The organism is Vibrio sp. SCSIO 43153, from assembly GCF_023716625.1.
In the GTDB taxonomy this organism is placed as follows: domain Bacteria; phylum Pseudomonadota; class Gammaproteobacteria; order Enterobacterales; family Vibrionaceae; genus Vibrio; species Vibrio rotiferianus.
In genome coordinates, this window is record NZ_CP071855.1 from 2,487,659 (window position 1) to 2,513,895 (window position 26,237).

At 46.4% G+C, this 26,237-nt stretch carries 24 protein-coding genes; 9 read left to right on the top strand and 15 right to left on the bottom strand.

The window, feature by feature from the left end; translation table 11 throughout:
- Nucleotides 1-6: 6 nt before the first annotated feature.
- Entirely contained in the window at nucleotides 7-447 is a 441-nt protein-coding gene (locus J4N37_RS11935) for a DUF2069 domain-containing protein (RefSeq protein WP_010449678.1), read from the top strand.
- Between the two features lie 113 nt (nucleotides 448-560).
- On the opposite strand, the gene J4N37_RS11940 is transcribed toward J4N37_RS11935, so the two are convergent.
- Nucleotides 561-1,838: a DUF2066 domain-containing protein gene (locus J4N37_RS11940; protein ID WP_252041006.1), complete on the bottom strand. Its 1,278-nt coding sequence runs from the start codon at nucleotides 1,836-1,838 to the stop codon at nucleotides 561-563.
- Between the two features lie 235 nt (nucleotides 1,839-2,073).
- Between J4N37_RS11940 and J4N37_RS11945 the strand changes: the two genes are divergently transcribed.
- On the top strand, nucleotides 2,074-3,327 hold the full coding sequence (locus J4N37_RS11945; RefSeq protein WP_038886630.1) for a uracil-xanthine permease family protein: 1,254 nt from the start codon (nucleotides 2,074-2,076) through the stop codon (nucleotides 3,325-3,327).
- A gap of 153 nt (nucleotides 3,328-3,480) precedes the next feature.
- Here the strand turns inward: J4N37_RS11945 and upp are convergent, their stop codons facing one another.
- Complete coding sequence (upp, locus tag J4N37_RS11950) at nucleotides 3,481-4,107, bottom strand: uracil phosphoribosyltransferase (protein WP_005445324.1); 627 nt, start codon at nucleotides 4,105-4,107, stop codon at nucleotides 3,481-3,483.
- Nucleotides 4,108-4,286: 179 nt separating this feature from the next.
- Here upp and purM point away from each other — a divergent pair, with 179 nt between their 5' ends.
- Nucleotides 4,287-5,327 carry a phosphoribosylformylglycinamidine cyclo-ligase gene (gene purM, locus J4N37_RS11955; protein WP_010449685.1) on the top strand — a complete coding sequence of 347 codons (1,041 nt, stop codon included), beginning with the start codon at nucleotides 4,287-4,289 and terminating at the stop codon, nucleotides 5,325-5,327.
- Nucleotides 5,328-5,469: 142 nt separating this feature from the next.
- Nucleotides 5,470-6,108 carry a phosphoribosylglycinamide formyltransferase gene (gene purN / locus J4N37_RS11960; protein ID WP_252041008.1) on the top strand — a complete coding sequence of 213 codons (639 nt, stop codon included), beginning with the start codon at nucleotides 5,470-5,472 and terminating at the stop codon, nucleotides 6,106-6,108.
- 87 nt (nucleotides 6,109-6,195) lie between these two features.
- On the opposite strand, the gene J4N37_RS11965 is transcribed toward purN, so the two are convergent.
- Nucleotides 6,196-7,041, bottom strand: coding sequence for a class II glutamine amidotransferase (locus J4N37_RS11965; RefSeq protein WP_045394186.1), 846 nt, complete (start codon nucleotides 7,039-7,041; stop codon nucleotides 6,196-6,198).
- 61 nt (nucleotides 7,042-7,102) lie between these two features.
- Entirely contained in the window at nucleotides 7,103-7,678 is a 576-nt protein-coding gene (lpcA, locus tag J4N37_RS11970; protein WP_252041010.1) for a D-sedoheptulose 7-phosphate isomerase, read from the bottom strand.
- Between the two features lie 358 nt (nucleotides 7,679-8,036).
- Here lpcA and fadE point away from each other — a divergent pair, with 358 nt between their 5' ends.
- Nucleotides 8,037-10,481, top strand: a complete 2,445-nt coding sequence (gene fadE / locus J4N37_RS11975) for an acyl-CoA dehydrogenase FadE (protein WP_252041012.1) — start codon at nucleotides 8,037-8,039, stop codon at nucleotides 10,479-10,481.
- Between the two features lie 100 nt (nucleotides 10,482-10,581).
- Here the strand turns inward: fadE and J4N37_RS11980 are convergent, their stop codons facing one another.
- The 3 genes from J4N37_RS11980 to dnaQ form a co-directional block, all read right to left on the bottom strand.
- The gene (locus J4N37_RS11980; protein WP_252041014.1) at nucleotides 10,582-10,821 is read right to left on the bottom strand and encodes a DNA polymerase III subunit epsilon; all 240 of its coding nucleotides are present in this window, start codon (nucleotides 10,819-10,821) and stop codon (nucleotides 10,582-10,584) included.
- Nucleotides 10,822-11,104: 283 nt separating this feature from the next.
- The gene (locus J4N37_RS11985) at nucleotides 11,105-12,352 is read right to left on the bottom strand and encodes a TIGR03503 family protein (RefSeq protein ID WP_171357163.1); all 1,248 of its coding nucleotides are present in this window, start codon (nucleotides 12,350-12,352) and stop codon (nucleotides 11,105-11,107) included.
- A 12-nt stretch (nucleotides 12,353-12,364) separates the two neighbouring features.
- On the bottom strand, nucleotides 12,365-13,084 hold the full coding sequence (gene dnaQ, locus J4N37_RS11990) for a DNA polymerase III subunit epsilon (protein WP_252041016.1): 720 nt from the start codon (nucleotides 13,082-13,084) through the stop codon (nucleotides 12,365-12,367).
- Between the two features lie 58 nt (nucleotides 13,085-13,142).
- Here dnaQ and rnhA point away from each other — a divergent pair, with 58 nt between their 5' ends.
- Nucleotides 13,143-13,607 carry a ribonuclease HI gene (rnhA, locus tag J4N37_RS11995; RefSeq protein WP_005436823.1) on the top strand — a complete coding sequence of 155 codons (465 nt, stop codon included), beginning with the start codon at nucleotides 13,143-13,145 and terminating at the stop codon, nucleotides 13,605-13,607.
- Here the strand turns inward: rnhA and J4N37_RS12000 are convergent.
- Complete coding sequence (locus J4N37_RS12000) at nucleotides 13,604-14,359, bottom strand: class I SAM-dependent methyltransferase (RefSeq protein WP_010449707.1); 756 nt, start codon at nucleotides 14,357-14,359, stop codon at nucleotides 13,604-13,606. The two genes, rnhA and J4N37_RS12000, sit on opposite strands and share 4 nt — an antisense overlap.
- Nucleotides 14,360-14,398: 39 nt before the next feature.
- Here J4N37_RS12000 and gloB point away from each other — a divergent pair, with 39 nt between their 5' ends.
- From gloB to J4N37_RS12015, 3 genes are all read left to right on the top strand, one after another.
- On the top strand, nucleotides 14,399-15,157 hold the full coding sequence (gene gloB, locus J4N37_RS12005; protein WP_010449709.1) for a hydroxyacylglutathione hydrolase: 759 nt from the start codon (nucleotides 14,399-14,401) through the stop codon (nucleotides 15,155-15,157).
- Between the two features lie 237 nt (nucleotides 15,158-15,394).
- Nucleotides 15,395-16,966, top strand: a complete 1,572-nt coding sequence (locus J4N37_RS12010; RefSeq protein WP_252041018.1) for a LysM peptidoglycan-binding domain-containing protein — start codon at nucleotides 15,395-15,397, stop codon at nucleotides 16,964-16,966.
- Nucleotides 16,963-17,649, top strand: a complete 687-nt coding sequence (locus tag J4N37_RS12015; protein ID WP_010449712.1) for a YIP1 family protein — start codon at nucleotides 16,963-16,965, stop codon at nucleotides 17,647-17,649. Before J4N37_RS12010 ends, J4N37_RS12015 begins: the two co-directional genes overlap by 4 nt.
- Nucleotides 17,650-17,657: 8 nt before the next feature.
- Here the strand turns inward: J4N37_RS12015 and J4N37_RS12020 are convergent, their stop codons facing one another.
- The 7 genes from J4N37_RS12020 to rnhB all read right to left on the bottom strand — a co-directional run bounded on the left by J4N37_RS12020 (nucleotide 17,658) and on the right by rnhB (nucleotide 26,228).
- Nucleotides 17,658-18,503: an endonuclease/exonuclease/phosphatase family protein gene (locus J4N37_RS12020; protein ID WP_252041020.1), complete on the bottom strand. Its 846-nt coding sequence runs from the start codon at nucleotides 18,501-18,503 to the stop codon at nucleotides 17,658-17,660.
- An 85-nt stretch (nucleotides 18,504-18,588) separates the two neighbouring features.
- Entirely contained in the window at nucleotides 18,589-18,927 is a 339-nt protein-coding gene (glnB, locus tag J4N37_RS12025) for a nitrogen regulatory protein P-II (protein WP_005380372.1), read from the bottom strand.
- A gap of 206 nt (nucleotides 18,928-19,133) precedes the next feature.
- Nucleotides 19,134-19,448: a c-type cytochrome gene (locus tag J4N37_RS12030; RefSeq protein ID WP_010449720.1), complete on the bottom strand. Its 315-nt coding sequence runs from the start codon at nucleotides 19,446-19,448 to the stop codon at nucleotides 19,134-19,136.
- A gap of 128 nt (nucleotides 19,449-19,576) precedes the next feature.
- Nucleotides 19,577-20,908: a tRNA lysidine(34) synthetase TilS gene (tilS, locus tag J4N37_RS12035; protein WP_252041022.1), complete on the bottom strand. Its 1,332-nt coding sequence runs from the start codon at nucleotides 20,906-20,908 to the stop codon at nucleotides 19,577-19,579.
- 103 nt (nucleotides 20,909-21,011) lie between these two features.
- Entirely contained in the window at nucleotides 21,012-21,971 is a 960-nt protein-coding gene (gene accA, locus J4N37_RS12040; RefSeq protein ID WP_010449724.1) for an acetyl-CoA carboxylase carboxyl transferase subunit alpha, read from the bottom strand.
- Nucleotides 21,972-22,017: 46 nt separating this feature from the next.
- The gene (dnaE, locus tag J4N37_RS12045) at nucleotides 22,018-25,497 is read right to left on the bottom strand and encodes a DNA polymerase III subunit alpha (protein WP_252041024.1); all 3,480 of its coding nucleotides are present in this window, start codon (nucleotides 25,495-25,497) and stop codon (nucleotides 22,018-22,020) included.
- A 92-nt stretch (nucleotides 25,498-25,589) separates the two neighbouring features.
- Entirely contained in the window at nucleotides 25,590-26,228 is a 639-nt protein-coding gene (gene rnhB / locus J4N37_RS12050) for a ribonuclease HII (RefSeq protein ID WP_010449728.1), read from the bottom strand.
- Between the last annotated feature and the right edge of the window lie 9 nt (nucleotides 26,229-26,237).

Genomic DNA, 26,237 nt, shown 5'->3' on the forward strand with positions numbered 1-26,237 from the left:
AAATCGATGTCTGACATTATTGACCAACCACCTCTCAGCACACGAACCCAAACCTATCGCTACATGGCGCTATTCGGCAATTTGGCGTTGTTAGGTTGGGTCGCGATTTGGCAATTAGCACTTTCCCCTCACCCTCATCTGAGCAGCACAACACTGGCAGTTGCGTGGTGTATTCCTCTGCTCCTGCCGCTTCCGGGTATTCTTGCAGGTAAGCCTTATACGCACGCGTGGGCTAACTTTGTATTAATGCTCTACTTTCTCCATGCACTCACTATTTTATATGTGGACGATGGCGAACGATGGCTAGCTGCCGTAGAGTTAATGCTCACTTCGTTAGGTTTCGCTGGTAACATCTTATTTGCACGAGCACGTGGCAAAGAATTAGGCTTGAAACTAAAACGCCTATCTCAAGTTGAGAAGGAAGAGAAAGCTAAATTCCATAAGTAGCTCGCTTTGAAGCTCAAGCTCTCTCGTTACATCCTCAGCAATGAAGAATAAACAATAAAAAAGAGTCGCACTGAGCGACTCTTTTTGTATTCAGCTTTGGGTGAACGTAGAGCTTAGCTTAAGTCTTCCACCACATCAGTTTCTAGTACTGGTGCAATTTCTGACTCTTGCTCTTCGGGCTCTGCTTGCGTACGAACAGGCGCGTTCCATTTATAAATCAAATCATACTGCACTGGTGCTGGCTGAACGATGACTGGTTGCTCTGGTTGAGTTACCTCATTAGCAGTATCTAGCTCCACCACATCTGCAGCTTGACCCTCTTGCGTCTCCACTGGCAATTGTGCTGGTTGAGCAGGTTCTTCAGGTAGTTGTACTGGTGTAGCTTCTTCCATATTAACCATTGGTTCTTCTGTTATCACTAACGGGCGAATTGAAGACGCTTCTTGCTCAAACGCTTGTTGAGAGGCTAACAGGTGAATCGTTAACGTTACTTGGTTTCCTTGCACACGCTTGATTTCCGTACCTGCTACCGAATTCAGTTTGGTTAAGGCATTCTCTAGATCGAAGAAGTCCATCGCTGACTCTACATTCAACACCTTCACATCAATTGCTTTAGAGGACTTGCTTGAAACCACAACCGCACTCTTCTTCGCATAGTAATCAGCAATTCCACCGACCATCGCAGGAATCCCATTTGCACCAGATGCAGATCCACTACGTGGCGATTGTTTTGATTCAGATAGCTGAGCTGGCGATTGATCGTACAGCGTCCAACGAATCTTATCGCCTTGAACACGCATAACCAGTACCGCATCTACAGGATAGCGTTGACTTGCTTGGCTGATTGGTCCGACAAAGTCACCCCAAAGATCTGAGACGTTCACACCAGTCACGTCATCAAAATCACCCACAGGCATAGTAATAGGTAGACCACGAACCTCCGCTGCTTTACGAAGAGCTACCGCGTTCACTGAGTCTGAATGTTCCCACGTAATCGTACGATCGTAGCCCTGCTCTTCCACCATCCACACTAAGATATTTGCTCGGTTTGGGGACCATAAAGGAAGTTGGGCTTGAGTAAGTAGTGAGCGAACTTGGCTACTATTAAACAACATCTTAAGGCTTGTTTGCCCATCAAGTTGGCCATAACTTAGCTGAGAGATATAGCGAGCGCTCGAGCCTACCGCTTTTTGGATAACTGGATTGTTAATAGAAGATTGACTGCCCGTCGCTCTGACGATGACATCTTTCATTCCTTGTTGACGAGCAAGAGACTCACCATCTTTCTGATTACTGTCTATAGCAACTTCTGCACGGTAGACATCTACCTGAGTAAGAGCATGCACAGGCAGGGACAACCAACCTATCAGTAGGAGAGCTAAATAGCGCATAGTTTTCATAATCCTCTAAACAAGAACCCGCATGATAAGCAACTATCATTTCTTGAGCAAGAAGGGTACTGAGTATGTTGTCGATATTCTGACCAACTTATTACGTAAAACCGATATAAACTATTCGCTGACCTTATAAATCCATACAAAAGTTTGATCTAGACAACATTGCAATCGATTGCTAGATGATAAGATTCGCCGGATTTGTCTGCGTATCTTTGAATAGGGAATTATTATGAAAAATGCGTTACAAGGCGCTCAGATGCTCTTTGTCGCTTTTGGTGCTCTCGTACTGGTACCACTTCTTACTGGCCTAGATCCAAACGTCGCTCTGTTTGGTGCTGGTGTCGGTACTCTTCTTTTCCAACTAATTACTAAACGTTCTGTCCCAATCTTCCTTGCCTCTTCTTTCGCGTTTATTGCACCTATCATGTTTGGTATCCAAACTTGGGGTATCGGTGCAACGATGGGTGGCTTAATGGCAGCAGGTTTGGTTTACGTCGGCCTTGGTGCAATGATCAAAGTCCGCGGTGTTGGCTTTATTCATAAAATTCTTCCGCCAGTGGTTGTTGGCCCTGTAATCATGGTGATCGGCCTAGGTCTAGCACCAACGGCAGTAAACATGGCAGTAGGCAAAACAGGTGATGGTGCAATTCAGCTGATCAATGGTGATGCCGCCGTGATTATCTCAGCAGTATCGCTGCTAACAACGATAGCACTGAGTGTATTTGCGAAAGGTTTCCTAAAGCTGGTTCCTATCGTTGGCGGTATCTTAGCGGGTTACACCGTATCACTCTTCTATGGCGTAGTGGATTTCACTCCTGTCGCTCAAGCAGCGTGGCTAGCAATGCCAAACTTCACAGCACCAGAGTTCAACATCAACGCTATCTTATTCATGATCCCAGTGGCTATCGCTCCAGCGGTTGAGCACGTAGGTGATATGCTGGCTATTTCAAACGTAACCGGTAAAAACTACCTCAAAAAGCCAGGCCTGCACCGCACGATCGCGGGTGACGGGGTGGCAACGATTGCCGCATCTATGGTTGGCGCACCACCAAACACCACTTACAGCGAAGTTACGGGCGCAGTGATGCTGACTAAAGCCTTTAACCCAGTAATCATGACATGGGCGGCAATCACGGCAATCGTACTTGCCTTAGTTGGTAAGCTCGGAGCCATTCTACAAACGATCCCTGTTCCGGTCATGGGCGGTATCATGATTCTACTTTTTGGTTCTATCGCGACAGTAGGTCTAAACACGCTTATCAAGAACAACGTTGATCTGCACAAATCTCGTAACCTAGTGATCGTTGCGGTAACGTTAGTATTTGGTATCGGTGGCATGGCTTTCGGTATTGGCGAGTTCAGCCTACAAGGTGTGAGCCTGTGTGGTATCGTGGCAATCATTCTTAATCTAGTGCTGCCACACGACCTTGGTGAAAATCACGTGGTAGATAACGCACAGATGGAAGAAGAAAGCGCGAAGTAGTCCTCTGTGTGGCTCTATCGATATAAGTCGCACGACTTACTCTCGCTTCTCACATCTCGTCACTAGTTTCGAAATAAGTAGATACAAAAAAGGCTTGGTTTGCACCAAGCCTTTATTTTTTCAATTCAGTAATAATTAAGCATTAAGCTCAGATTATTTAGTACCGAAGATCTTGTCACCAGCATCACCAAGACCAGGAACGATGTAGCCTTTGTCGTTTAGCTTCTCATCGATTGCTGCTGTGTATAGCTCTACGTCTGGGTGCGCTTTCTCTAGTGCTTCGATACCTTCAGGAGCCGCTACAAGAACAAGAACTTTGATTGCCTGACAACCTTTCTCTTTTAGAAGATCGATTGTTGCGATCATAGAACCACCTGTTGCAAGCATTGGGTCAACAACTAGAGCGATACGCTCATCGATGTTAGAAGCAAGCTTGTTAAAGTATGGTACTGGCTCAAGTGTTTCTTCATCACGGTAGATACCTACAACACTGATACGTGCGCTTGGCATGTGCTCAAGAACGCCATCCATCATACCTAGACCTGCACGCAGGATTGGCACTACAGTTACTTTTTTACCCTTGATTTGATCAACTTCTACAGGACCATTCCAACCTTCAATGGTTACTTTCTCTGTTTCAAAGTCTGCAGTCGCTTCGTAAGTAAGTAGGCTACCGACTTCTGTCGCTAACTCACGAAAACGCTTTGTGCTGATGTCACCTTCTCGCATTAGACCAATTTTGTGTTTTACTAGAGGGTGTTTAACTTCAACAACTTTCATTTCCATCTCCGGCTTTTTTGGCAATATTTAAACAAACCTTCAGATTATACATGATTTTTGCAGGGATATCAGGATAGATCACTAAAGAAAAAAACCGACGCAAACGTTTGCCATCTGTATTTAACCACTGGTAGAATAGCGCCGTTTTCATATCCAACTTAAAAACCGAGGACTTCCCTGTGAGTGGTAACAACTCTTCTCTTAGCTATAAAGACGCTGGTGTAGATATTGATGCAGGCAACGCGCTTGTAGATCGTATTAAAGGTGCGGTTAAGCGTACTCGTCGCCCTGAAGTGATGGGTGGTATCGGCGGTTTTGGCGCATTGTGTGAATTACCGACGAAATACAAACAACCTGTACTGGTTTCTGGTACGGACGGTGTAGGTACAAAACTTCGCCTAGCGCTGGATATGAACAAGCACGACACTATCGGCGTTGATCTAGTGGCAATGTGTGTAAACGATCTAATCGTTCAAGGTGCAGAGCCATTATTCTTCCTAGATTACTACGCGACAGGCAAACTGGATGTAGACACAGCGGCAGACGTAGTTTCTGGTATCGCTGATGGCTGTGTTCAAGCAGGCTGTGCACTTATCGGTGGTGAAACCGCTGAAATGCCAGGCATGTACGAAGGCGAAGACTACGACGTTGCTGGCTTCTGTGTTGGCGTAGTAGAAAAAGAGGACGTGATTGACGGCACCAAAGTAGCAGCAGGCGATGCATTAATCGCGGTTGGCTCAAGCGGTCCACACTCAAACGGTTACTCTCTTATCCGTAAGATCCTAGAAGTTTCTGGCGCAGATAAGAACGAAGAGCTAGCAGGTCGCACTATCGGTGAGCACCTACTAGAACCGACTAAGATTTACATCAAATCAGCACTTAAGATGATTGAGAAACACGATATTCACGCTATTTCTCACATTACAGGTGGTGGTTTCTGGGAAAACATCCCACGTGTACTGCCAGAAGGCACTAAAGCCGTGATCGACGGTAACAGCTGGGAATGGCCAATCATCTTCAAATGGCTACAAGAAAAAGGCAACGTTGAAACGCACGAAATGTACCGTACGTTCAACTGTGGTGTTGGTCTAATCGTAGCACTACCTAAAGACCAAGCAGACGCGGCGGTTGCACTTCTTAAAGAAGAAGGCGAAAACGCATGGGTGATTGGTGAAATTGCTCAAGCAGAAGCCAATGAAGAGCAAGTTGAAATCCAATAACTTGTGAGTTGCGCTACATAAAGATATGAATGAGGACGCTATGTCCTCATTCTGCTATCTGGAACATCGAAAACCATTCTAATAGTAGGTAATTTAGTGATTACGCACGTCAAACCTACAGTATCAAGGCAGTCTCAATATCATGAAAAACATAGTGGTCCTCATTTCGGGTAGCGGCAGTAACCTACAAGCGATACTTGAAGCCTGTGAAGCCAACATGCCAAACGCACAAGTGGCAGCGGTTTTTTCTAACAAAGCTGATGCCTACGGTTTGGAGCGTGCAAAACAGTTTGATGTGAAGGGTCATTTTGTCGATCCAAAAGCATTCGAATCACGTGAAGACTTTGATGCTGAACTGATGAAGCAAATCGATGAATACCAACCGGACGTGATTGTTCTTGCCGGTTACATGCGTATTCTCAGTGGCGCGTTTGTTTCCCACTATCTGGGTAAGATGATCAACATCCACCCTTCTCTTCTGCCTAAATACCCAGGGTTACACACCCACCAGCGCGCGATTGATGCGGGCGATAAAGAGCACGGCACTAGCGTACACTTTGTCACAGAAGAGTTAGACGGCGGCCCTGTGGTACTGCAAGCCAAAGTACCAGTATTTGAAGACGACGATGCCGATGCACTCGCTGCACGCGTTCAGACTCAAGAACACAAGATCTACCCAATGGTCACTAAATGGCTAGCAGATGAAAGGCTAACGATGAGAGATGGTAAAGCGTATCTTGATGGTTTTGAGCTTGGTGAACACGGCTACGCCGACGAGTAATTCTCAATTCCAAACGACAAAGACAAAAAAGGCAGCCATCACAGGCTGCCTTTTGTTTTATTCGAATGCTCTACTGCGAGAAAACCATCACTCCAACGGTTCTGTCGGTGCTTGGTTACCCGGCTTCGGCGCGGCAAACGGCACATCCGCTAACGCTTCAGCGTTATTCAGCACCAATTCACCAACATGGAACAAACCGTACTCGCCCGGCTTCATGCGATGCCATGTCTCATTACCCGTTAACGGCTGAGTCGCAATCACAGAAACCACATCGTTTGGCGTCGTCTCTTCTTGGAAGTTAATCTCAACATCTTCATCCAACAGCGCTGCCTTGCCAAATGGTGCACGACGCGTGATCCAGTACAAATGGTTGGTACAGTAAGTCATCACAAACTCACCGTCGCTAAGTAGCATGTTAAATACGCCCTTCTCTTTCAGCTTATCGCAACATTCAGCTACGTAGATAAAGACCGCTTCCATATCTTGAGGAGGTTCAGGGTACTTATCTTCCATCTGTTTTAGCAGCCAGCAAAATGCCATTTCACTGTCCGTTTGCCCAACCGGACGATGACGTCCTGTGTGCAAATCCTGATAATCAGTCAGTTGACCATTGTGTGCAAACGTCCAGTAACGTCCCCAAAGCTCTCGCGTAAACGGATGGGTATTCTCGAGATTCACACCACCGCGGTTGGCTTGACGAATATGACTAATCACCGCACGACTTTTAATCGGGTAGTTTTGCACTAATTCAGCAATCTTAGAGTCACAACTTGGGTTTGGATCTTTGAAGTTACGAAACCCCTTTCCTTCATAGAAAGTAATTCCCCAACCATCACGATGCGGGCCCGTTCGACCACCGCGCTGCATCAACCCTGTAAAACTGAAACAAATATCTGTTGGAACATTTGCGCTCATGCCGAGCAATTCACACATGGTTTAACGAACTCCTTACCTTAAAACACAACTAAGCCAGCATTCGGTTTAGTTGTAAATCTTATTCCATCTCTTTTTCAATCAACTGAATGATGATGTGAATGATCTTAATGTGCACTTCTTGAATGCGGTCTGCGTAGCCAAAGTGTGGTACACGGATCTCGATATCAGCAAGACCAGCCATCTTACCGCCATCTTTACCCGTTAGCGCAATCGTCTTCATGCCTTTCGCTTGCGCCGCTTCAATTGCTTTCAAGATGTTGCCTGAGTTGCCAGAAGTCGACAAACCAAACAGAACGTCACCCTTGCTACCAACGGCTTCTACGTAACGAGAGAATACGAAATCATAGCCAAAGTCGTTACTTACACAAGAAAGGTGGCTTGGATCTGAAATAGCGATACCAGCGTAACCTGGGCGGTTTTCACGGTAACGACCTGTTAGCTCTTCTGCAAAGTGCATAGAGTCACAGTGAGAACCACCATTACCACACGACAACACTTTACCATCTTGCTTGAATGAGTCAGCAATCATTTTCGCTGCCGCTTCAATTTGCGCGATGTTGTGGTCATCGCTTAAAAACTTATTCAGAACTTCAGCAGCTTCGTTTAATTCACTTCTAATCAGATCTTGGTACATATGATGTTCTCTTTATTATCTCGGCCACAGCCATAAGGTTGAGCCTCTCGCTTGGCAAATTGTTCTGATGTGAAATTCACACCGGACAGTTCATTACTCTGAGTTTACCCACAAACGAGAATTAGTGTCGATAGCGAACCAACAGATTTGGATTCATCACGATAATAAACTTGTTAACTTGCTTACGAAATCATCACTCACCTCCCAACTTTAGAATTTTAACTCTACATAGATCACTTTTTACTCAATCTTGTGTTTTACATTTATTTAATATTTTGATTACACTTATAGAACTGGTTAGACCTCTTACCAAAATACAGACGTACAACATAAATAAAGTCTGAAAAGGAAAAAACATATGGACATCTTGCTCTCAATCTTAGCGATGACAGTTGTGTTAGGCGTTACGCTCTACCACAGAATGTCTCTCGTGAAATCCGTCAGCCTACTAACTGCTGCCATGCTAGCACTGACGATCGCAGACTCAGCTGGTGTAATTGGCTGGGCTCTTTATGTACTTGCTGTTGCGGTATTCGCCGTATCAGGAATTCGCCAATCACTGATCAGCCGTAAAGCGCTCGTCATGTTTAAGAAAGTCCTACCTGCTATGTCTCAAACCGAGAAAGAAGCATTGGATGCAGGTACAGTATGGTGGGAAGCCGAGCTATTCAAAGGTAAGCCTGAATGGCAAAAACTACACGCCATCAAAGCACCTAAGCTGAGCAAAGAAGAGCAAGCATTCCTAGATGGTCCAGTAAATGAAGTGTGTGCCATGGTAAGTGATTACCAAGTCACTCACGAATTGGCCGACCTACCACCAGAAGTGTGGCAATACCTGAAAGACAACAAATTCTTCGCCATGATCATCAAGAAGAAATACGGTGGCCTAGAATTCTCAGCGTACGCGCAATCTTTGGTGCTGCAAAAACTGACAGGCGTTTCTGGCGTGCTGTCGTCAACCGTTGGTGTACCTAACTCATTAGGCCCAGGTGAGCTACTGCAACACTACGGTACTGAAGAGCAAAAAGATTACTACCTACCTCGCCTAGCAGAAGGTAAAGAAATCCCATGTTTCGCACTGACTAGCCCAGAAGCAGGTTCCGATGCGGGGTCTATCCCAGATTACGGCGTGGTATGTAAAGGCGAATGGCAAGGTGAAGAAGTCCTTGGCATGCGCCTCACTTGGAACAAGCGTTACATCACTCTAGCACCTGTCGCAACGGTACTTGGTCTTGCATTCAAACTGCGCGACCCAGGGGGCCTGCTTGGTGATCAAGAAGATCTTGGTATCACTTGTGCTCTAATCCCAACTGACCTTAAAGGCGTTGAGATTGGTAACCGTCACTTCCCGCTTAACGTACCATTCCAAAATGGTCCAACTCGCGGTAAAGACATCTTCGTACCGATGGACTTCATCATCGGTGGTGAAAAAATGGCAGGCCAAGGCTGGCGTATGCTGGTTGAGTGTCTGTCAGTTGGCCGTGGTATCACGCTACCTTCAAACTCAACGGGTGGCATCAAGACAGCGGCTATGGCAACAGGCGCTTACTCACGCATTCGTCGTCAGTTCAAACAGCCTATCGGTCACATGGAAGGCGTTGAAGAGCCATTAGCACGTCTAGGTGGTAACGCCTACGTGATGGATGCAGCAAGCAACCTGACCGTGGCAGGTATCGACCTAGGTGAAAAACCTTCGGTTATCTCGGCTATCGTGAAGTACCACTGTACGCACCGAGGTCAACAAAGCATCATCGACGCGATGGATATCGTAGGCGGTAAAGGTATCTGTATGGGGCCTTCTAACTTCCTAGCGCGTGGTTACCAAGGTGCACCAATCGCGGTAACGGTAGAAGGTGCCAACATCCTAACTCGTTCAATGATCATCTTCGGTCAGGGCGCGATTCGTTGTCACCCTTACGTTCTTGAAGAGATGAACGCAGCATATTCTGACGCTGGCGATGCAGTTGAGAAGTTCGACAAAGCACTAGCGGGTCACGTGAGCTTCACCATGAGTAACCTAGTTCGCAGCATCTGGTTTGGTCTAAGTGATGGTCTGGGTTCAACATCACCAACTAAAGACTCAACCAAGCGCTACTACCAACAATTGAACCGTTACAGCGCGAACCTTGCTCTGCTATCGGATATCTCAATGGCGGTATTGGGGGGTTCGTTGAAACGTAAAGAGCGCCTGTCAGCGCGCCTCGGTGACATTCTAAGTCAGCTATACCTAAGTTCTGCAACACTGAAACGCTTCGAACAGGATGGCCGCCCTGTAGAAGATTTACCATTAGTGCATTGGGGCTTGCAAGACAGCTTGAAGCAGACTGAAGCCGCGATTGATGAGTTCCTAGCGAACTTCCCGAACAAAGTGATTGGTCGTGCACTGCGCGTATTAATCATGCCATTCGGTCGTGTACGCAAAGCGCCAAGCGATAAGCTAGACAGCAAAGTCGCTCGTATTCTACAAACACCAAGTGCAACACGTTCACGCATTGGTCGTGGTCAATACCTAGAACCAACGGAACACAATGCTGCCGGTAAGATTGAGTTGGCACTGTCTGTGATTCTTCAAGCTGAGCCTGTGTTCGACAAAGTATGTAAAGCACAAGGTAAACGCCGTCCATTTATGAATTTAGATATGATTGCTCAAGAAGGTCTAGAGCAAGGCGTGATCACGCAAGAAGAAGCGGAGCTGTTAAGAGAGGCTGAGCAGCATCGTCTAGATACTATTAACGTGGATGACTTTGAACCGGAGCTATTGGCGGCAAAGCCACTGTACCCTCAGATGGAAAACGTCGCTTGAGCGAATGATGGCTTAAACGATAAATAAGAAAGCAAAACGGGAGCCGAGGCTCCCGTTTTTTATTAAATCTCAGCTAAACACGGTGTTAGCAAAGAAGCATTTATTCTTCGTTATCTTCTTCAACAATAAACGACTGCTCAATTCTGCGTAGTTCTTCTTGAAGCGTCGCTTTACGTTCGTTCAATGCTTTCTTTTCTGACTTAGTTAAGAACTTAACTGCTTTTTTATTCGCCAATGCATACGCGACAACATCTTCACCTTTTTCACGACGTTCACTCACGCGTTGAGAGAAACGTTCATTGTCGCGTGCTTTACGTTCAGCTGAACTTAATTTGCTCATTTTTATGCCTTTAATAAGAATATGGCAGCCCGATTGCTGCCCTCAGGTAAACAAATGAGAAGTCATTCATATAGCTGATGGCTTGAGTGAAGCATAGATACTGAAAGAAACAGCTAAGCGATTGAGAACACTGACCAAAGCCTGCTTGCCAAGCATTCTGTATAGGATGAAGAAACAAACGCCCTAGCGCACTGATAGCAGACTCTTAGTCTCGCTAGATTGAACAAAGTATTGAACCAAAAAACGGAGCTAATCAGCTCCGTTTTCTAATATTTCTTTCACCCTACTTCTTAGGTACTTCCAGCTGCATTTCTGGCATTGCATCTCGTTTCGCTTTCAGTTTACGCAACACAAACCAAACAATTAGCCCCAAAATTGTGGCAATCACGTTGCCTACGGCAATAATTATCATGCTGCGCTTGCGATCGGCTTCCCGCTGGGCAATCAATTGCTTTTCGAGCTTAATCTTACGTTGTTGCTCTAGCTCGGCCTCTTTCGCCAAACGTGCGGCTTCTATATCAACTTCTTCTACCACGCTAAACGACTGCTCGTTAATAGGAAATACTAACGCTCTCTCTGTAGCAAAATCCGTCGCGAAGATCCCACCTTTCCATGAGTACTTTCCTATCTCAGGGTCGTTATCCATCGTTAGGGTCGTGGTTAAGCCATCCGCACTAACCACACCCTGACTAAAAGTAGTAAAGCCATCAGGTGCAATTTGCTCAACACTTACCGCGAGTGACCCCGGCAGAACCATGCCTTGCTCCCCTCGCACGACGAGTTGATGGGCTTTGTTCGCATCACGGGATTGAATAAAAGTCTTGGAAACGGGTGTTGGATAGACAAGAACGATTTGTTCTTGTGCACGCAAAAATACACCGTTGCCAGAGGTAATGCGCGCTCGATATTTTCCGGGAGCAACATCAATGGGTAACTGCACGGTAAACACACCATCTGCGGCTTTTTCATCAAGGTTATGTCCATCATCGGCAAACTCACCGATGACAATAGGTACAGGGCGAGCCTCTTTAATCAACTCATCTTCATTTTCCACATATTTGGTCAGTGTCACGCGCAAATTGACGCGGTCTAAGAAATCACGCAAAGCCAATAACTTATCATCGGAAGTCAGGCGAGCCGTAAACTTAAGCGCCTCACTTTGATATAAACGATTTGGAAAAGTGTCTGTAGTGAGCTTTAGGTGTGAGATTAAGCGGATGTTGTTTTTAGGTGTGACTTTACCGACGGCCTGCCAAGGACCGGACATCGGTTTATCAATAGAAATGATGTCTAGAGAGGGTTCTTGATACCAACGAACATTGTCATACTCACCCCATGAATAGTATTTTTTACCATCAGGGCGAACTAACACAACTGGTTGAGAACTTTGTTCACGATAAACCAAAAAGGTAATCTGCTCGATGCTTGGATCGACACGAAAACGGTTATCTAACAAAGACATGACGGACTCATTTGCAAAAGCGAAACAACTCCAGAACGCTAAAATAGCGACGGACAAAGCCCTCAACATAGTCTCTCCCTATTACTGCCAAATACTATCGTTCACCAGTTCTAGTCTCTTCTGGTGCGCTTCTACTTCATCGGCAGTTGCACGCAAAACCTTTAGCGCTTTTCTTCCTTCAACACGACGAATGCCTTCTGTGTCACCATCGCTCTTGTTGGCATTGAATTCTAGACTTGTTTGTCCACCGGTCATAAGTAGGTAAACGTCGGCTAGAATCTCCGCATCGAGCAATGCCCCGTGGAGCGTACGGTGTGAGTTATCAATGCCGTAACGTTCACACAATACGTCAAGGTTATTTCGCTTGCCCGGGAAGATTTTCTTCGCCATGGCAAGGGTATCGGTCACCTTACAGAAATCATCCGTTTTACCGATGGTTGGATCGAGCATTTCAAACTCGTAATCCATAAAGCCGGTATCGAAGGGCGCGTTGTGGGCAACCAGCTCGGCACCTTTGATGAAATCTAAAAACTCTTGGTGGACATTCGCATAGTCAGGCTTGTCGACGAGGAACTCATCCGTAATACCGTGAACCTCAATCGCGTCAGGCTGAATTTCACGATCCGGTTTTAAGTAAACGTGGAAGTGACGACCAGTCAGCTTACGGTTGATGATTTCTACGGCACCGATCTCGATAATACGGTGACCCATGTAGTGCGGGCCGCCCTCGAGGTTCATACCCGTGGTTTCAGTATCGAGTACGACAATACGATTATGTTCAGAATTGCTGCTGGTATTCATAAGGTTATGTGTGTCAGACTATGCTTTATTAAATGTTTCGGCTAATAGTACCAAAAATATGACCAAACACGTTGAGATTTTCACTGACGGATCTTGTTTAGGCAATCCGGGACCAGGTGGTTACGGCATTGTTCTGCGTTACAAACAAACGGAAAAGACCCTAGCGAAAGGCTACACTCTGACAACCAATAACCGCATGGAAATGTTGGCTGCAGTGGTAGCACTGCAAACGTTAAAAGAGCCATGCCAAGTGACGTTAACAACGGACAGCCAGTACGTGCGTCAAGGTATTACGCAATGGATTCACAACTGGAAAAAACGTGGTTGGAAAACGGCAGATAAAAAACCAGTGAAGAATGCTGACTTATGGCAAGCTCTGGACAAAGAAACTGCTCGCCATCAAGTTGATTGGCATTGGGTGAAGGGCCACGCAGGTCATCGAGAGAATGAAATCTGTGATGAGTTAGCACGTACAGCCGCTGAGAACCCAACTGAAGAAGATACGGGTTACCAAGCGTCTTAGTTTTTGCTACTGGATACCTTTTTCACTGCACTGCCCTCTCTGTTCATCACACCTAGTGGTGTTAGCTTTCTCTTCAAGCGCCAATGTGGCTTGATAGGTTTGAGAGGGTACGTTCGTTTACGAGCGACGATGTAATACAAACTTCCCGCTGGTGATGCCCAATCACCTAAACTGTTCTCTAGCCAAGTCCACATGGTTTTGTAACGCGTCATTGGAAACAGTGCGTAACGATCACAATGAATCACTTGATAGTTCAGTACGCCCAGCCAGTCTTTGATGCGGTTTGTAGTGAACATGCGCCCACTCCACGGCAAATTATTTCTTCGCCAAGGCAGTAAACTTGCTAAGCCAGTGAGACTGATCGGATTAAAACCCGTAATAATAAGATAACCATCATCCATCATGACGCGATCAACTTCGCGTAGCAGTCGATGGGGATCACTTGCATAGTCAAGCTGATGAGCAAGCACGACAACATCAAAGCTTTTTTCTAAAAAGGGCAATTCGTAACCATCTGCGATGACATTATGCAACGGGTTCTGGATATCTACGTTGACTTGGTGTTGAATGTTACAACTACAGCTGGTTAGCTCACAGCTCAAGCCACCCAATTTCAGCATGTGGTAACCGAACAACTTCGGACACCATTCATCAAGTCGGGTTTGGATTGACTCAAGTACCCACGGCCCATTGTTCATCTCTGACCAAGTCGACGGGTACTGTATAGTTTTGTTGCTGAGTGCTGGTTTCATTAACCACCTGACTATTAAAAGGGTGACGGAGAACGAATCGTGTTAGAGATCAAAAGCATACCCGCATTTAATGATAATTACATCTGGCTGATACAAAATAGCGACAAGCGTTGTGCTGTGGTCGATCCGGGCGATGCTAAGCCAGTATTAGAATATTTGCAGGCTAATGAATTAACTTTAGAAGCGATCTTAATTACACACCACCACAACGATCACATTGGTGGCGTTCCAGATTTAGTTCGTGCTTTTCCTGACGTTTCTGTTGTGGGCCCGAAAGCAGAACCGATTCCAACCTTAACCAATGCCATGGAAGAAGGCGACAAACTCGACCTGTTTGGTGAAATTTTCATGGTGCTTGGCTTACCTGGCCACACTTTGGGCCACATTGGTTATGTAGGTGACAGCAAATTGTTCTGTGGTGACGTGCTATTTTCTGCAGGTTGTGGGCGTATATTTGAAGGTTCTCCAGCACAAATGTTTGAGTCTTTGAGTAAAATCGCTGCTCTTCCTGAAGAGACGGAAGTTTTTTGTGCTCATGAGTACACTGCAAGTAACGTGGCATTTGCACTCGCCGTCGAGCCAGACAACGAGCAGTTGCGCCAATACCGAGATGATGTAAACCGCCTACGCGCACTTAATATACCGACGCTTCCAACCACACTACGTAGAGAAAAATGGATCAACCCATTCTTGCGTACAAACAATCCTGAAGTGGTAAAATCAGTCGCCAATCGCATCGAAAATAGCGATCCAGTCTCGGTTTTTACAGCTTTACGTGAGTGGAAGAACGAGTTTTAACCTTTTTCTGCTTGTAACCTCCAAAAACGCAAGTATTATCATCTGCTGTTTGAGAAGCGCCTTGTGCGCTTCTATTGTTTTGGAGGGAGCGCATATCAATGCAATTCGCTCCAATGCATAGGTGAGACCTTCTCATCCATTTGTAAGTAATAAATTGTCTATTATCTTGTGACTGCCACGTACAAAAGCTGCGCGACAGGCAGGAGAAGATAAACAGGCCCTAAATAGGCTGAATCCATGCGTTTGAAGTACAGTTGGGTGTTGGCGGTATTACTATCTGGCTGTCAACTAACTCAGTCAGACTCGACTACCACATCGACACCTGAAACCAACAAAACACAAGCAACAGACTCCCAGCAGGTTGCCAATAGTCAACAAAAGGTTGAACCTAAGGAAAAAGCTGCACCTAAAGTTATCACTCCCCAAGAGCAACAAGATGTATGGCGTCGTATCGGCATGCAACTTGAGATGGACATTCCTCAAAGTAAAAAAATCGACTACTACCGAACTTGGTACCTTAAACACCCAGGGCATCTACGTACTGTATCTCAACGAGCAGAACCGTTTTTGTATCTCATTACAGAAAAAATCGAGGCTCGTAATTTACCGCTGGAGCTTGCGCTTCTACCAGTAGTCGAAAGCTCATTTGATGCATTTGCCTATTCACACGGCAGTGCTGCTGGCCTTTGGCAGTTTGTTCCTGGCACAGGAAAAATGATGGGCCTAGAGCAAAACTTTTGGTATGACGGCCGTCGTGACGTGGACGCATCTACCGATGCTGCGTTGGACTACCTTGTTAAACTAAACCAGCGCTTCGACGGCAACTGGAATCACGCGATTGCTGCTTACAACAGTGGCGGTGGACGTGTAAACAGCGCTATTCGAAAAAATAAGAAACTGGGCAAGCCAACGGACTTTTTCTCTCTAGATTTACCGAAAGAAACCAGTAGTTACGTACCAAAACTACTTGCGCTTGCAGATATTATTGCGAACCAAGACAAGTACGGCATCGAGATTCCACCTATCGCCAATAAACCGGTCTTGGCTCTTGTTGACCCAAAAGAGCAGCTCGATTTAGCCATCGCAGCCAAGTACGCAGATATCAGCGTAAAAGAGTTGCAAAGCTACAACCCTGCCTACAACCAATGGTCTACTGCACCTGAAGGTCCGCACCAACTTCTTATCCCTATCGAGAAGAAAACGGCATTTTTAGAAGATGTCGATAAGAACCGTGGAAAAGGGATGAAAGTGGTCCGCTATAAAGTGAAGTCAGGTGACTCCCTTAGCGTACTCGCTCAAAAGTACAGCACAACAACCAAGGTGATTCGTCGCGCGAATGGAATGAGCAATAATAACATTCGTGTTGGTCAACACTTGATGATCCCAACATCAACTAAGGACGAAAATAGTTACGTTCTTTCAGCCCAAAATCGCTTGTCTAAAACACAAGCCAAAGCTCGTGGTAAGTATAAACTGACTCATGTAGTGCAATCAGGAGAAAGCTTATGGTCTATCGCACGAGCAAATAAGGTATCGCACCAATCTCTGGCAAAATGGAATGGTATGGGGCCAAGAGATACCTTACGTGTTGGACAGAAACTGGTGATATGGAAAAGTGGTGATCAAGGCGCTGTGATTCGTACCGTATTCTACCAAGTGCGTTCCGGCGATACCATTAGCGGCATTGCCAGCAAATTTAAAGTAAAGAGTAATGACATTGTGAAATGGAACTCTCTACAAAAACAGAAGTACTTGAAGCCAGGACAGAAGCTCAAGTTGTACGTTGATGTAACGAAGGTAAGCGTATGAATTCCTCCAGTAACCCTCTCGTAATGTTGTTGGATATCTTTCGAGCACCAACAGCTTGTTTCTTAGCTCTCTACCAGCGTGGCGGTTGGGGTTGGCAACCTTTTATTGTTCTGATGATTAGCCCATTTTTATTCTGGGGAGCCTACTTTTCGAATGTTGACTTTACTTGGCTAAGTGAACAACTTTCTATTCAGTTCCAGCAAATTGACCCTACACAAGTCGAGCTGCTTGAACCAAACACGCTTATGGCTAGTGCCATCATCAATGACGTATTCAATCGCTTTGCAACATTATTGTTGTTAGCTCTATGGTTTTTCCTTGCAACCAAAGCGAGTAAGCAGCAATACGGTTACTGGAAGTGGTTTGCCGCATCAAGTGCAATACTTTTCCCAGCAGTACTAGGGGACATTGCAAGCTATGCGAGCCTGCTCCTTAAGCATGGTCAAGTAATGACGTACGCAGCCGACCTTAACAGCCTAAACGGTTTGTTGAAGTTGCCGTTGACCAGCGAATGGTCTCACTTTGCTAGCTCACTGCCGTTACTTCTGCCTTGGTACATTGTACTTGGTTACGGTGCCGTCCTCACTTGGACAGAGTTTGAACGCGGTCAGGCTCTTGTGATTGCAAGTCTACCATGGGTCGCGTTTTACGTAATTTGGGCACTGTACATTGTCGTGGTGTAACTCGCTTTTCAATTGAGAAGTGCAAACGACACCAACAATGGATTATGATCAGAAGCGTCGCTCAGCGGCGCTTTTGAGTATTTTAGCTTTAGACCTCGATAAAACACATGGTCAAGCGGTAAGCCTGTAATAAACTGGGTACGCTGATCGGGTGAAAACCGAACTTCTTTGAGGTCGATATCTGCCAATGCGACTTTCATTGCCGAAAGCCTCTCTGCACTCCAGCTATTAAAATCCCCCGCAAAAATGATTGGACCTTGGTGCGCTTTCAACGCCTTTTCTAGCGTTGCCAACTGAGACAAATATTCATCCGTGCCCACTGTAAAGTTGATAGCATGAATATTGATAACCGCCAGTTGCTGACCATTACTTAGCTGGTATTCACTATAAAGTGCAGATTTAGGCAAACGTAGCCATGGCTCTTTAGATGTATAAGCACAAGCTCGAATTGGCGCTTTATGAGCAATACTAATGACACCTGCATCGCTGCCAAGGGCTTTAAACGCTGACACTTGGTTACTGATCCACTGACCATCAATCAGCCAACGCTTCAGTTCGCTCGTTAGACTGGCTTCTTGCAATAACAGTAATTGACTCTGCTGCGATAGATGATTTAGAGCAACTTCCCAACTTGGCTTATTCTGCTTATAGATATTCCAAACCAAAATGTTTAATACTCCCTCATTATCAATCGCTTGAGGAGTATCAAAGTCGACACATTTTACCGTTTGAGTTACGTTTTCTCCCGATTGAGAGATAAGCTGCGGCTGTTCCGAAACGGTGAACACCCACTGAAAAGCGAGTAATACTGATAAACCAAGAAAGATAAGAACAGCAATAAAACGTTTAAGCATGACAACACCTGAGCTGACAACAAAAAAGGAGCCCAAGGCTCCCTTTTAGTTTAATCATATTTCGAAAAGATATCGCACTATGAACTTAGATTGCGTCTTCGTCTTCTTCACCAGTACGAATACGTACGACACGCTCGATATCAGTTACGAAGATCTTACCGTCACCGATCTTACCAGTTTGTGCGGTTTCGATGATGGTTTCTACACACTTGTCTGCAACATCTTCCGTCACAACGATTTCTAACTTCACTTTAGGAAGGAAATCCACCATGTACTCCGCACCGCGGTACAATTCTGTGTGACCTTTCTGGCGACCAAAGCCTTTCACTTCAGAGACGGTCATCCCTGTAATGCCTACTTCAGCCAATGCTTCTCGAACATCATCCAATTTGAATGGCTTGATAATCGCTTCAATCTTTTTCATGTTCATCCCTTAAGCTTCAATCGTTTGCGTATATTATCGGTTAGCGCCTCACAACATTCAATCCTTGTTGTTACCACACGACTGAAAATGCTGATACCAACCGTGTTTATTTTGCAATAAACACGGTAATGCCTCTGATATCATATTGTTCCATAGGTAAAAAGCCAGAGCATTGCTCTGGCTTTTTCTCATTCTTCTTTATTGTACTATTTCAAACTTGCGTAAAACGCTGCTAAATTTGCGATATCTTCATCAGACAGCAAGTTGGCTTGTGCTTGCATAACTGGAGCTAAACCGCCTGTACGCTGGCCTTGCTTGTAAGCCTTTATGGACGTGGCGATGTACTGCTCATTTTGGCCTTTCAGATTTGGGTAACCTGGAATCACAGCGATACCATCTGCACCATGACATGCCGCACACACTGCCGCTTTAGCTTGTCCTGCTGCCACGTCACCTGCAGCCAATACTTGTCCACTTAACATACCCAAGGCAACCACTGCCCCTACCATCATTTTCTTCATTGCTTCACCTAATCATTTGTTATTAACCACCAATATACGCTTGCCTTCAGATTGCGGAACATCTGCACAAAGCAGAGGCAACTTCTATCGGGGTATTTTTTAAGTATTCATTGGCATTGTGACATGAATTACAACGACTTGCGCCATATCAGCTCACAATCTTGACCGCTAAAAGCTCGATCAACAAATAAACCAGCAACGGCTACTACTTGGTTTTGATACATCAAAATTGGTATTTGACGACGTAACCAACTCGGTACATTGTACTCTTGAAACAGCTTCTTGAGCTTGCGGCTGTGATTGCGTGTGGTTGGGTGCGCAGATAATCCTTCGGGATTAAACGTCACCCTCAGAAGCTCTGGATGGGGCGGTAAGGCAATGGTGGCTTGTTCTGAACTGGTATTCAAAGTGAGCTCTCCGAGTCGCTCAGGCAACACCAACGCCGTATCGGTTTGAATGTCACTCTGCCACGTCGTGACATCGGCCGTTTCAGTTACCCAATAAAGGCGATTTTGAAAGCGGCGAACTTCACCCTGCTTAAGTTGCAGCTTAGGATTGGCATCTTGCTGTGCCAATCCGACTTCATTCCAAATTAAATTGAGTTGCACTTGAGTTGGCATGTTTGCATTCAACTTCGCTAACCACATCCGGATTAATCGTGCCCGTGCAAGGTCACTGTGGGTGGCTAGCTCATCAATGCTCAAGCTCAGATCGCTTTGCAGAGCACGTTCAAACACCGCGCCAAGCAGCTCATCCAACAAGGCTTCTTGCTGAGCGCACAAGCTAGCACTCCGCTGCACTGCTTGATGAATACTCGGCCAACGTTCAGAGAGGTCTGGAACAATACGGTGTCGAAGGAAATTGCGATCGTAACGCGTATCTTGATTACTCTCGTCTTCCACCCAATCTAGGCCTTCTTCCTTCGCTGCAGCTTCGATTTGCTCACGCTTAATTGCCAATAGTGGGCGAACCAACATACCACCAGCGAAAGGCATACTCTCTGCCATCGAAGATAAACCTTTCGGGCCACTACCGCGTTTAAGCGCTAGTAAGAAGGTTTCCACTTGGTCATCAGCATGTTGCCCTGTCAGCAATAAGTCACCCGCTTGGATATGCTTAGACAACACTTGATAGCGCGCTTCACGAGCCAACAACTCAATACTATCGCCACTGTTAATGTCTAAGCTCACTTGCTCAACAGAACACGTGATTCCCACCTGCTCAGCCCACATTAAACATTTGTCTGCCCAGTCGTCTGCGTTCGAGCTCAAACCGTGATGCACGTATACGGCGTGGCATTTGATTGGGTTATTACCTGTAGAATTCACTTGCTGATAACGACTAAGCAGTTCCAGCAACAGACGCGAATCCACTCCACCACTAAACGCCAAGACAATCTTGGAGCCTGATTGGTAGTAGCGGTCGAGAACTTGAGTAAATTGCGAATAAAGCGATTCCATAAGCCATCCAGTAGAAACAAAAAAGGGCTGGACGTTTGCCCAACCCTTTCTATTTTATCTGTTATCTTGCGAGAGATCAGCTAGCGCCTAGCAACAGCTGTAATTAGCAGTAACCGTAGTTCATTAGACGCTGGTAACGGCGCTCAAGTAGCGTTTCCTGGTCTAGTTGCTCAAGATCTTCTAGCTGACGAAGTAGATTTGCTTTCATGTTTGCAGCCATTTGAACGTGATCGCGGTGTGCGCCACCTAGTGGCTCTTCGATGATTTCATCGATAAGCTCAAGTTCTTTTAGACGTGGTGCTGTTAGACCCATTGCGTCTGCCGCTTGAGGTGCTTTGTCTGAATCACGCCATAGGATTGAGGCACAACCTTCTGGTGAGATTACTGAGTACGTAGAGTACTGAAGCATGTTCACGTAGTCGCCAACACCAATTGCTAGTGCACCACCAGAACCGCCTTCACCAACAACGTTACAAATCACTGGCACTTTAAGACCAGACATCACTTTAAGGTTGGTTGCGATCGCTTCAGATTGGCCACGCTCTTCCGCGCCAACACCTGGGTACGCACCTGCTGTGTCGATAAAAGTGATGATTGGCATGTTGAAACGCTCAGCCATTTCCATCAAACGCAGTGCTTTACGGTAACCTTCTGGTTTAGGCATACCGAAGTTACGCTTCACTTTCTCTTTAGTTTCACGACCTTTTTGGTGACCGATGATCATCACTGGACGACCTTCAAGGCGTGCAATACCGCCAACAATTGCTTTGTCGTCTGCGAACGCACGGTCACCCGCTAGCTCATCAAATTCATCAAATGCGTGCTTGATGTAATCTAGCGTGTATGGACGTAAAGGGTGACGAGCCAGTTGAGCTGTTTCCCATGCACCTAGATTGCTGAAGGTTTTCTTCTTAAGTTCTAGGCTCTTTTTCTCAAGCTGTTCGATTTCTTTATCAAGGTCAACCGCAGAATCACCACCGTGACGAGATACGTCACGTAGCGCTTCGATTTTCGCTTCTAGTTCTGCAATTGGCTTTTCAAATTCAAGAAAGTTTAGGCTCATCTATGAATCCTTTTTTACTCAGCGTCTTACATATTGCGCTGAATTTTTAGTTAAATTCGAGTTCTACTTGGCCTTTACCAAGTAACTGTTTTAAATCGTCTAGTAATGTATCTGTTGGCGTTACTCGCCATTCGGTGCCCAATGTTAACCGCGCTCTGGCGTCGGCACGCTGGTAGTATACATTGACAGGTACGGTTCCGGCTTTGTGCGGTTCTAAAATACGAGTAAATTGCTCAAAGAATTTATCGTTGATCTGGCTAGCATCAATAGATACCGACAAACCACGTGCGTATTTCTCACGTGCGGTACCCAGATCCATAACTTCACGCGCCGACATTTTAAGGCCACCGTTGAAGTCATCAAAGCTGACCTGTCCAGAAACAACCAGAATTTTATCTTTTTCGAGAAGTTCTGCATACCTATCAAGCGCATCCGAGAACAACATCACCTCCATTCGACCACTTCGGTCGTCCAGAGTCATGATACCGATACGCGTACCGCGTTTAGTTGTCATAACGCGAGCTGCAATAACCAGACCCGCTACTGTCACGGATTGATCGCGACGAGTTGGGGTTGCGTCTTTTAGTCGACAACTAACGTACTTATTTAGTTCCTTTATGTATGCGTTAACTGGGTGGCCGGTCAAATATAAACCGAGCGTCTCACGTTCACCCTCTAACCATACTTTCTCTGGCCACGCTGGCACTTGAGTATATTTGTGCTCCACCTCTTCTGGCGCATCAGTCAATACACCAAACATGTCAGTTTGACCAAAAGCTTCCGCTTGGTGGTGTTGGCTTGCCGCTTTCACCGCATCATTGAGCGATGCCATTAGTGCCGCACGGTGTGGACCGAGCCTATCGAGTGCGCCCGCGTAAATCAGTTTTTCGATAACACGCTTGTTGACCTTTTTCAGGTCGATACGGGCACAGAAGTCAAATAGGTCGATGAAGTGACCACCTTTGTTGCGCGCTTCTAAAATCGCATCGATCGGACCTTCACCCACGCCTTTAATCGCTCCGATGCCGTAAACAATCGCGCCATTCTCATCCACGTTAAAGCGGTACAAACCGGCATTGATGTCTGGCGGAAGCACGGTGAGCTTCATGCGGAAACATTCGTCTACTAGGCCAACCACTTTCTCAGTGTTATCCATATCGGCGGTCATTACCGCTGCCATGAATTCTGCTGGATAGTGCATCTTCAGCCATAGCGTTTGGTACGAAACCAATGCATAGGCTGCCGAGTGAGATTTGTTAAAGCCGTAACCCGCGAACTTCTCTACCAAATCGAAGATCTTCATCGCCAACTCGCCATCGACGCCGTTGGCAATTGCCCCCTCTTCGAAGGTCGCACGCTGTTTCGCCATCTCTTCCGGTTTTTTCTTACCCATCGCACGACGAAGCATGTCCGCACCACCAAGGGTGTAGCCAGACAGCACCTGTGCGATCTGCATTACCTGTTCTTGATACAGGATGATGCCGTAAGTTGGGTCGAGAATTTCTTTAAGCGATTCGTGTTGCCACTTTTCATCTGGGTATGAGATCGCCTCACGGCCGTGCTTACGGTCGATAAAGTTATCTACCATGCCCGACTGCAGCGGACCCGGACGGAAAAGTGCCACCAATGCGATGATGTCTTCGAAACAGTCCGGTTGAAGACGTTTGATCAGCTCTTTCATACCGCGCGATTCAAGCTGGAATACCGCAGTGGTTTCCGAGTTTTGCAGCAAGCGGAATGACGGAGCATCGTCCAACGGAATCGATTCGATGCGAACAGGTTCTTTGCCTTCACGCTCTAGACGCGGGTTAATCAGACCCAACGCCCAGTCAATGATGGTTAGGGTACGTAGGCCCAAGAAGTCAAACTTAACCAGACCGGCAGTTTCCACGTCGTTCTTATCGAACTGAGTAACCGGGAAGTGGCCTTCCGAGTCAGCATAAATCGGCGCGAAGTCTGTAATGGTGGTTGGTGAGATTACAACACCACCCGCGTGCTTACCGGCGTTTCGCGTACAACCTTCAAGGAGGCGGCACATGTCGATAAGCTCTTTCACTTCCTCGTCTGCGTCATACAACTCTGGCAGTGCAGGCTCAGCTTTGAACGCTTTTTCCAGCGTCATACCCGGGTCAGGCGGAACCAGTTTTGAAATACGATCAACGAAGCCAAACGGGTGGCCCAGTACACGGCCTACGTCGCGGATTACCGCTTTCGCCGCCATGGTACCGAAGGTGATGATCTGAGATACCGCATCACGGCCATACATTTCCGCTACGTGATCAATTACTTGGTCACGCTTATCCATACAGAAGTCGACGTCGAAATCGGGCATCGAGACACGTTCTGGGTTCAAGAAACGTTCGAATAGAAGGTCGTATTCCAGCGGATCAAGGTCGGTGATCTTCAATGCGTATGCCACCAAAGAACCGGCACCTGAACCACGACCCGGACCTACCGGAATCGCGTTGTCTTTCGACCATTGGATGAACTCCATTACGATCAAGAAGTAACCTGGGAACCCCATTTGGTTGATTACGTCGAGTTCGATTTGCAGACGATCATCGTATTCAGGACGACGTTGCTTGCGCTCTTCCTCATCTGGGAACAGGAACTCTAGACGCTCTTCCAGACCTTCGCGAGACTTCATGACCAAGAAGTCGGTCTCTTCCATACCTTCAGTTGGGAAGGCAGGTAGGAAGTATTCACCCAAACGTACTGTCACGTTACAACGCTTGGCAATTTCAACACTGTTTTCTAACGCTTCCGGAATGTCGGCAAACAGCTCGCACATTTCCTCTTCAGTACGCAGGTATTGTTCTGGGCTGTAGTTCTTTGGACGACGCGGATCTTCTAGGGTGTAACCATCGTGGATCGCCACACGGATTTCGTGCGCGTCAAATAGGTCTTCACTGATGAAAACGACTTCGTTGGTCGCTACAACCGGTAGTTGAGTTTCTTCTGCTAACTCAACGGCAAAATGCAAGTACGTTTCTTCGTCTGAACGACCAGTACGAACCAGTTCTAGATAGAAGCGATCTGGGAAGTATTGGTTGTAGAACTCGACACAACTGTCGACAACTTTACGGTTGCCTTTTAGCAATGCTTTACCGATTTCACCGTTTTTCGCGCCTGATAGAACGATCAAACCTTCTGATAGTTCAGCCAACCAAGCTTTGTCGAGCACCGGTTGGTGCTGTACGTGACCACGAAGGTAAGCTTTTGAGATCAGCAACGTGAGGTTTTTATAACCTTCGTTGTTTGCTGCGAGTAACGTTAATTGCGTCAGCTCCTCTCCAAACTCATCCGATTGCATTTTGAAGTCTGCACCGATGATTGGCTTCACACCACTGCCGTGCGCAGTGCCGTAGTACTTCACCAAACCGCACAGGTTGGTGAAGTCGGTCAATGCCATAGCTGGCATACCGAGTTCGGCGACTTTCTTAACGAGCGGTGGAACTTTGTTGATACCATCCACCATCGAAAAATCACTGTGGATTCGAAGGTGAATGAACTTGGGATCTGACATTAACAGGTACCGTAAAACTAAATCTTATTTGGGATTCTAACCTAAAGCGGGCGTGGTTTATAACACCGATACGCCCATTCTAATACTTTGCTCTATTCTTCGATGCCGAGCGCTTTCTTCACGGGTTTGAAGCTCTTACGGTGCTCACTGATCACACCGTGTTGCTCAATCGCTTCGAAGTGCGCTTTGGTTGGGTAACCTTTGTGCTTAGCAAAGCCAAACTGTGGGTGCTGTTTATCCAACTCTTCCATTTCTTGGTCGCGAACCACTTTCGCGATAATCGAAGCCGCACTGATTTCCGCCACGCGCAAATCGCCTTTCACCACTGCTTGGGAGTCCATTGGTAGTTCAGGGCAACGATTACCATCGATAAGTGCAAGATCTGGCTGCACTTTCAAACCCGCAATCGCACGTTGCATGGCAACCATGGTCGCTTGTAGGATGTTAAGCTCGTCAATTTCCTCAGGAGAACAGCGGCCTACAGCCCATGCCAAAGCTTTCTCTTTGATTTCTGGCAGCAGTGCAAGGCGTTTCTTCTCACTCAGCTTTTTCGAATCGTTTAAGCCTTCAATTGGGTTATTTGGGTCTAAAATAACCGCGGCGGTAACGACATCGCCTACCAAAGGACCACGCCCTACCTCATCAACACCCGCAACCAACTGATAGCCTTGCGGGTATTCAAACGGTGGTAGTTCAACTTTTGCTTTGGTCATTTTTGGTTTTACAGCCATGGTAAATCT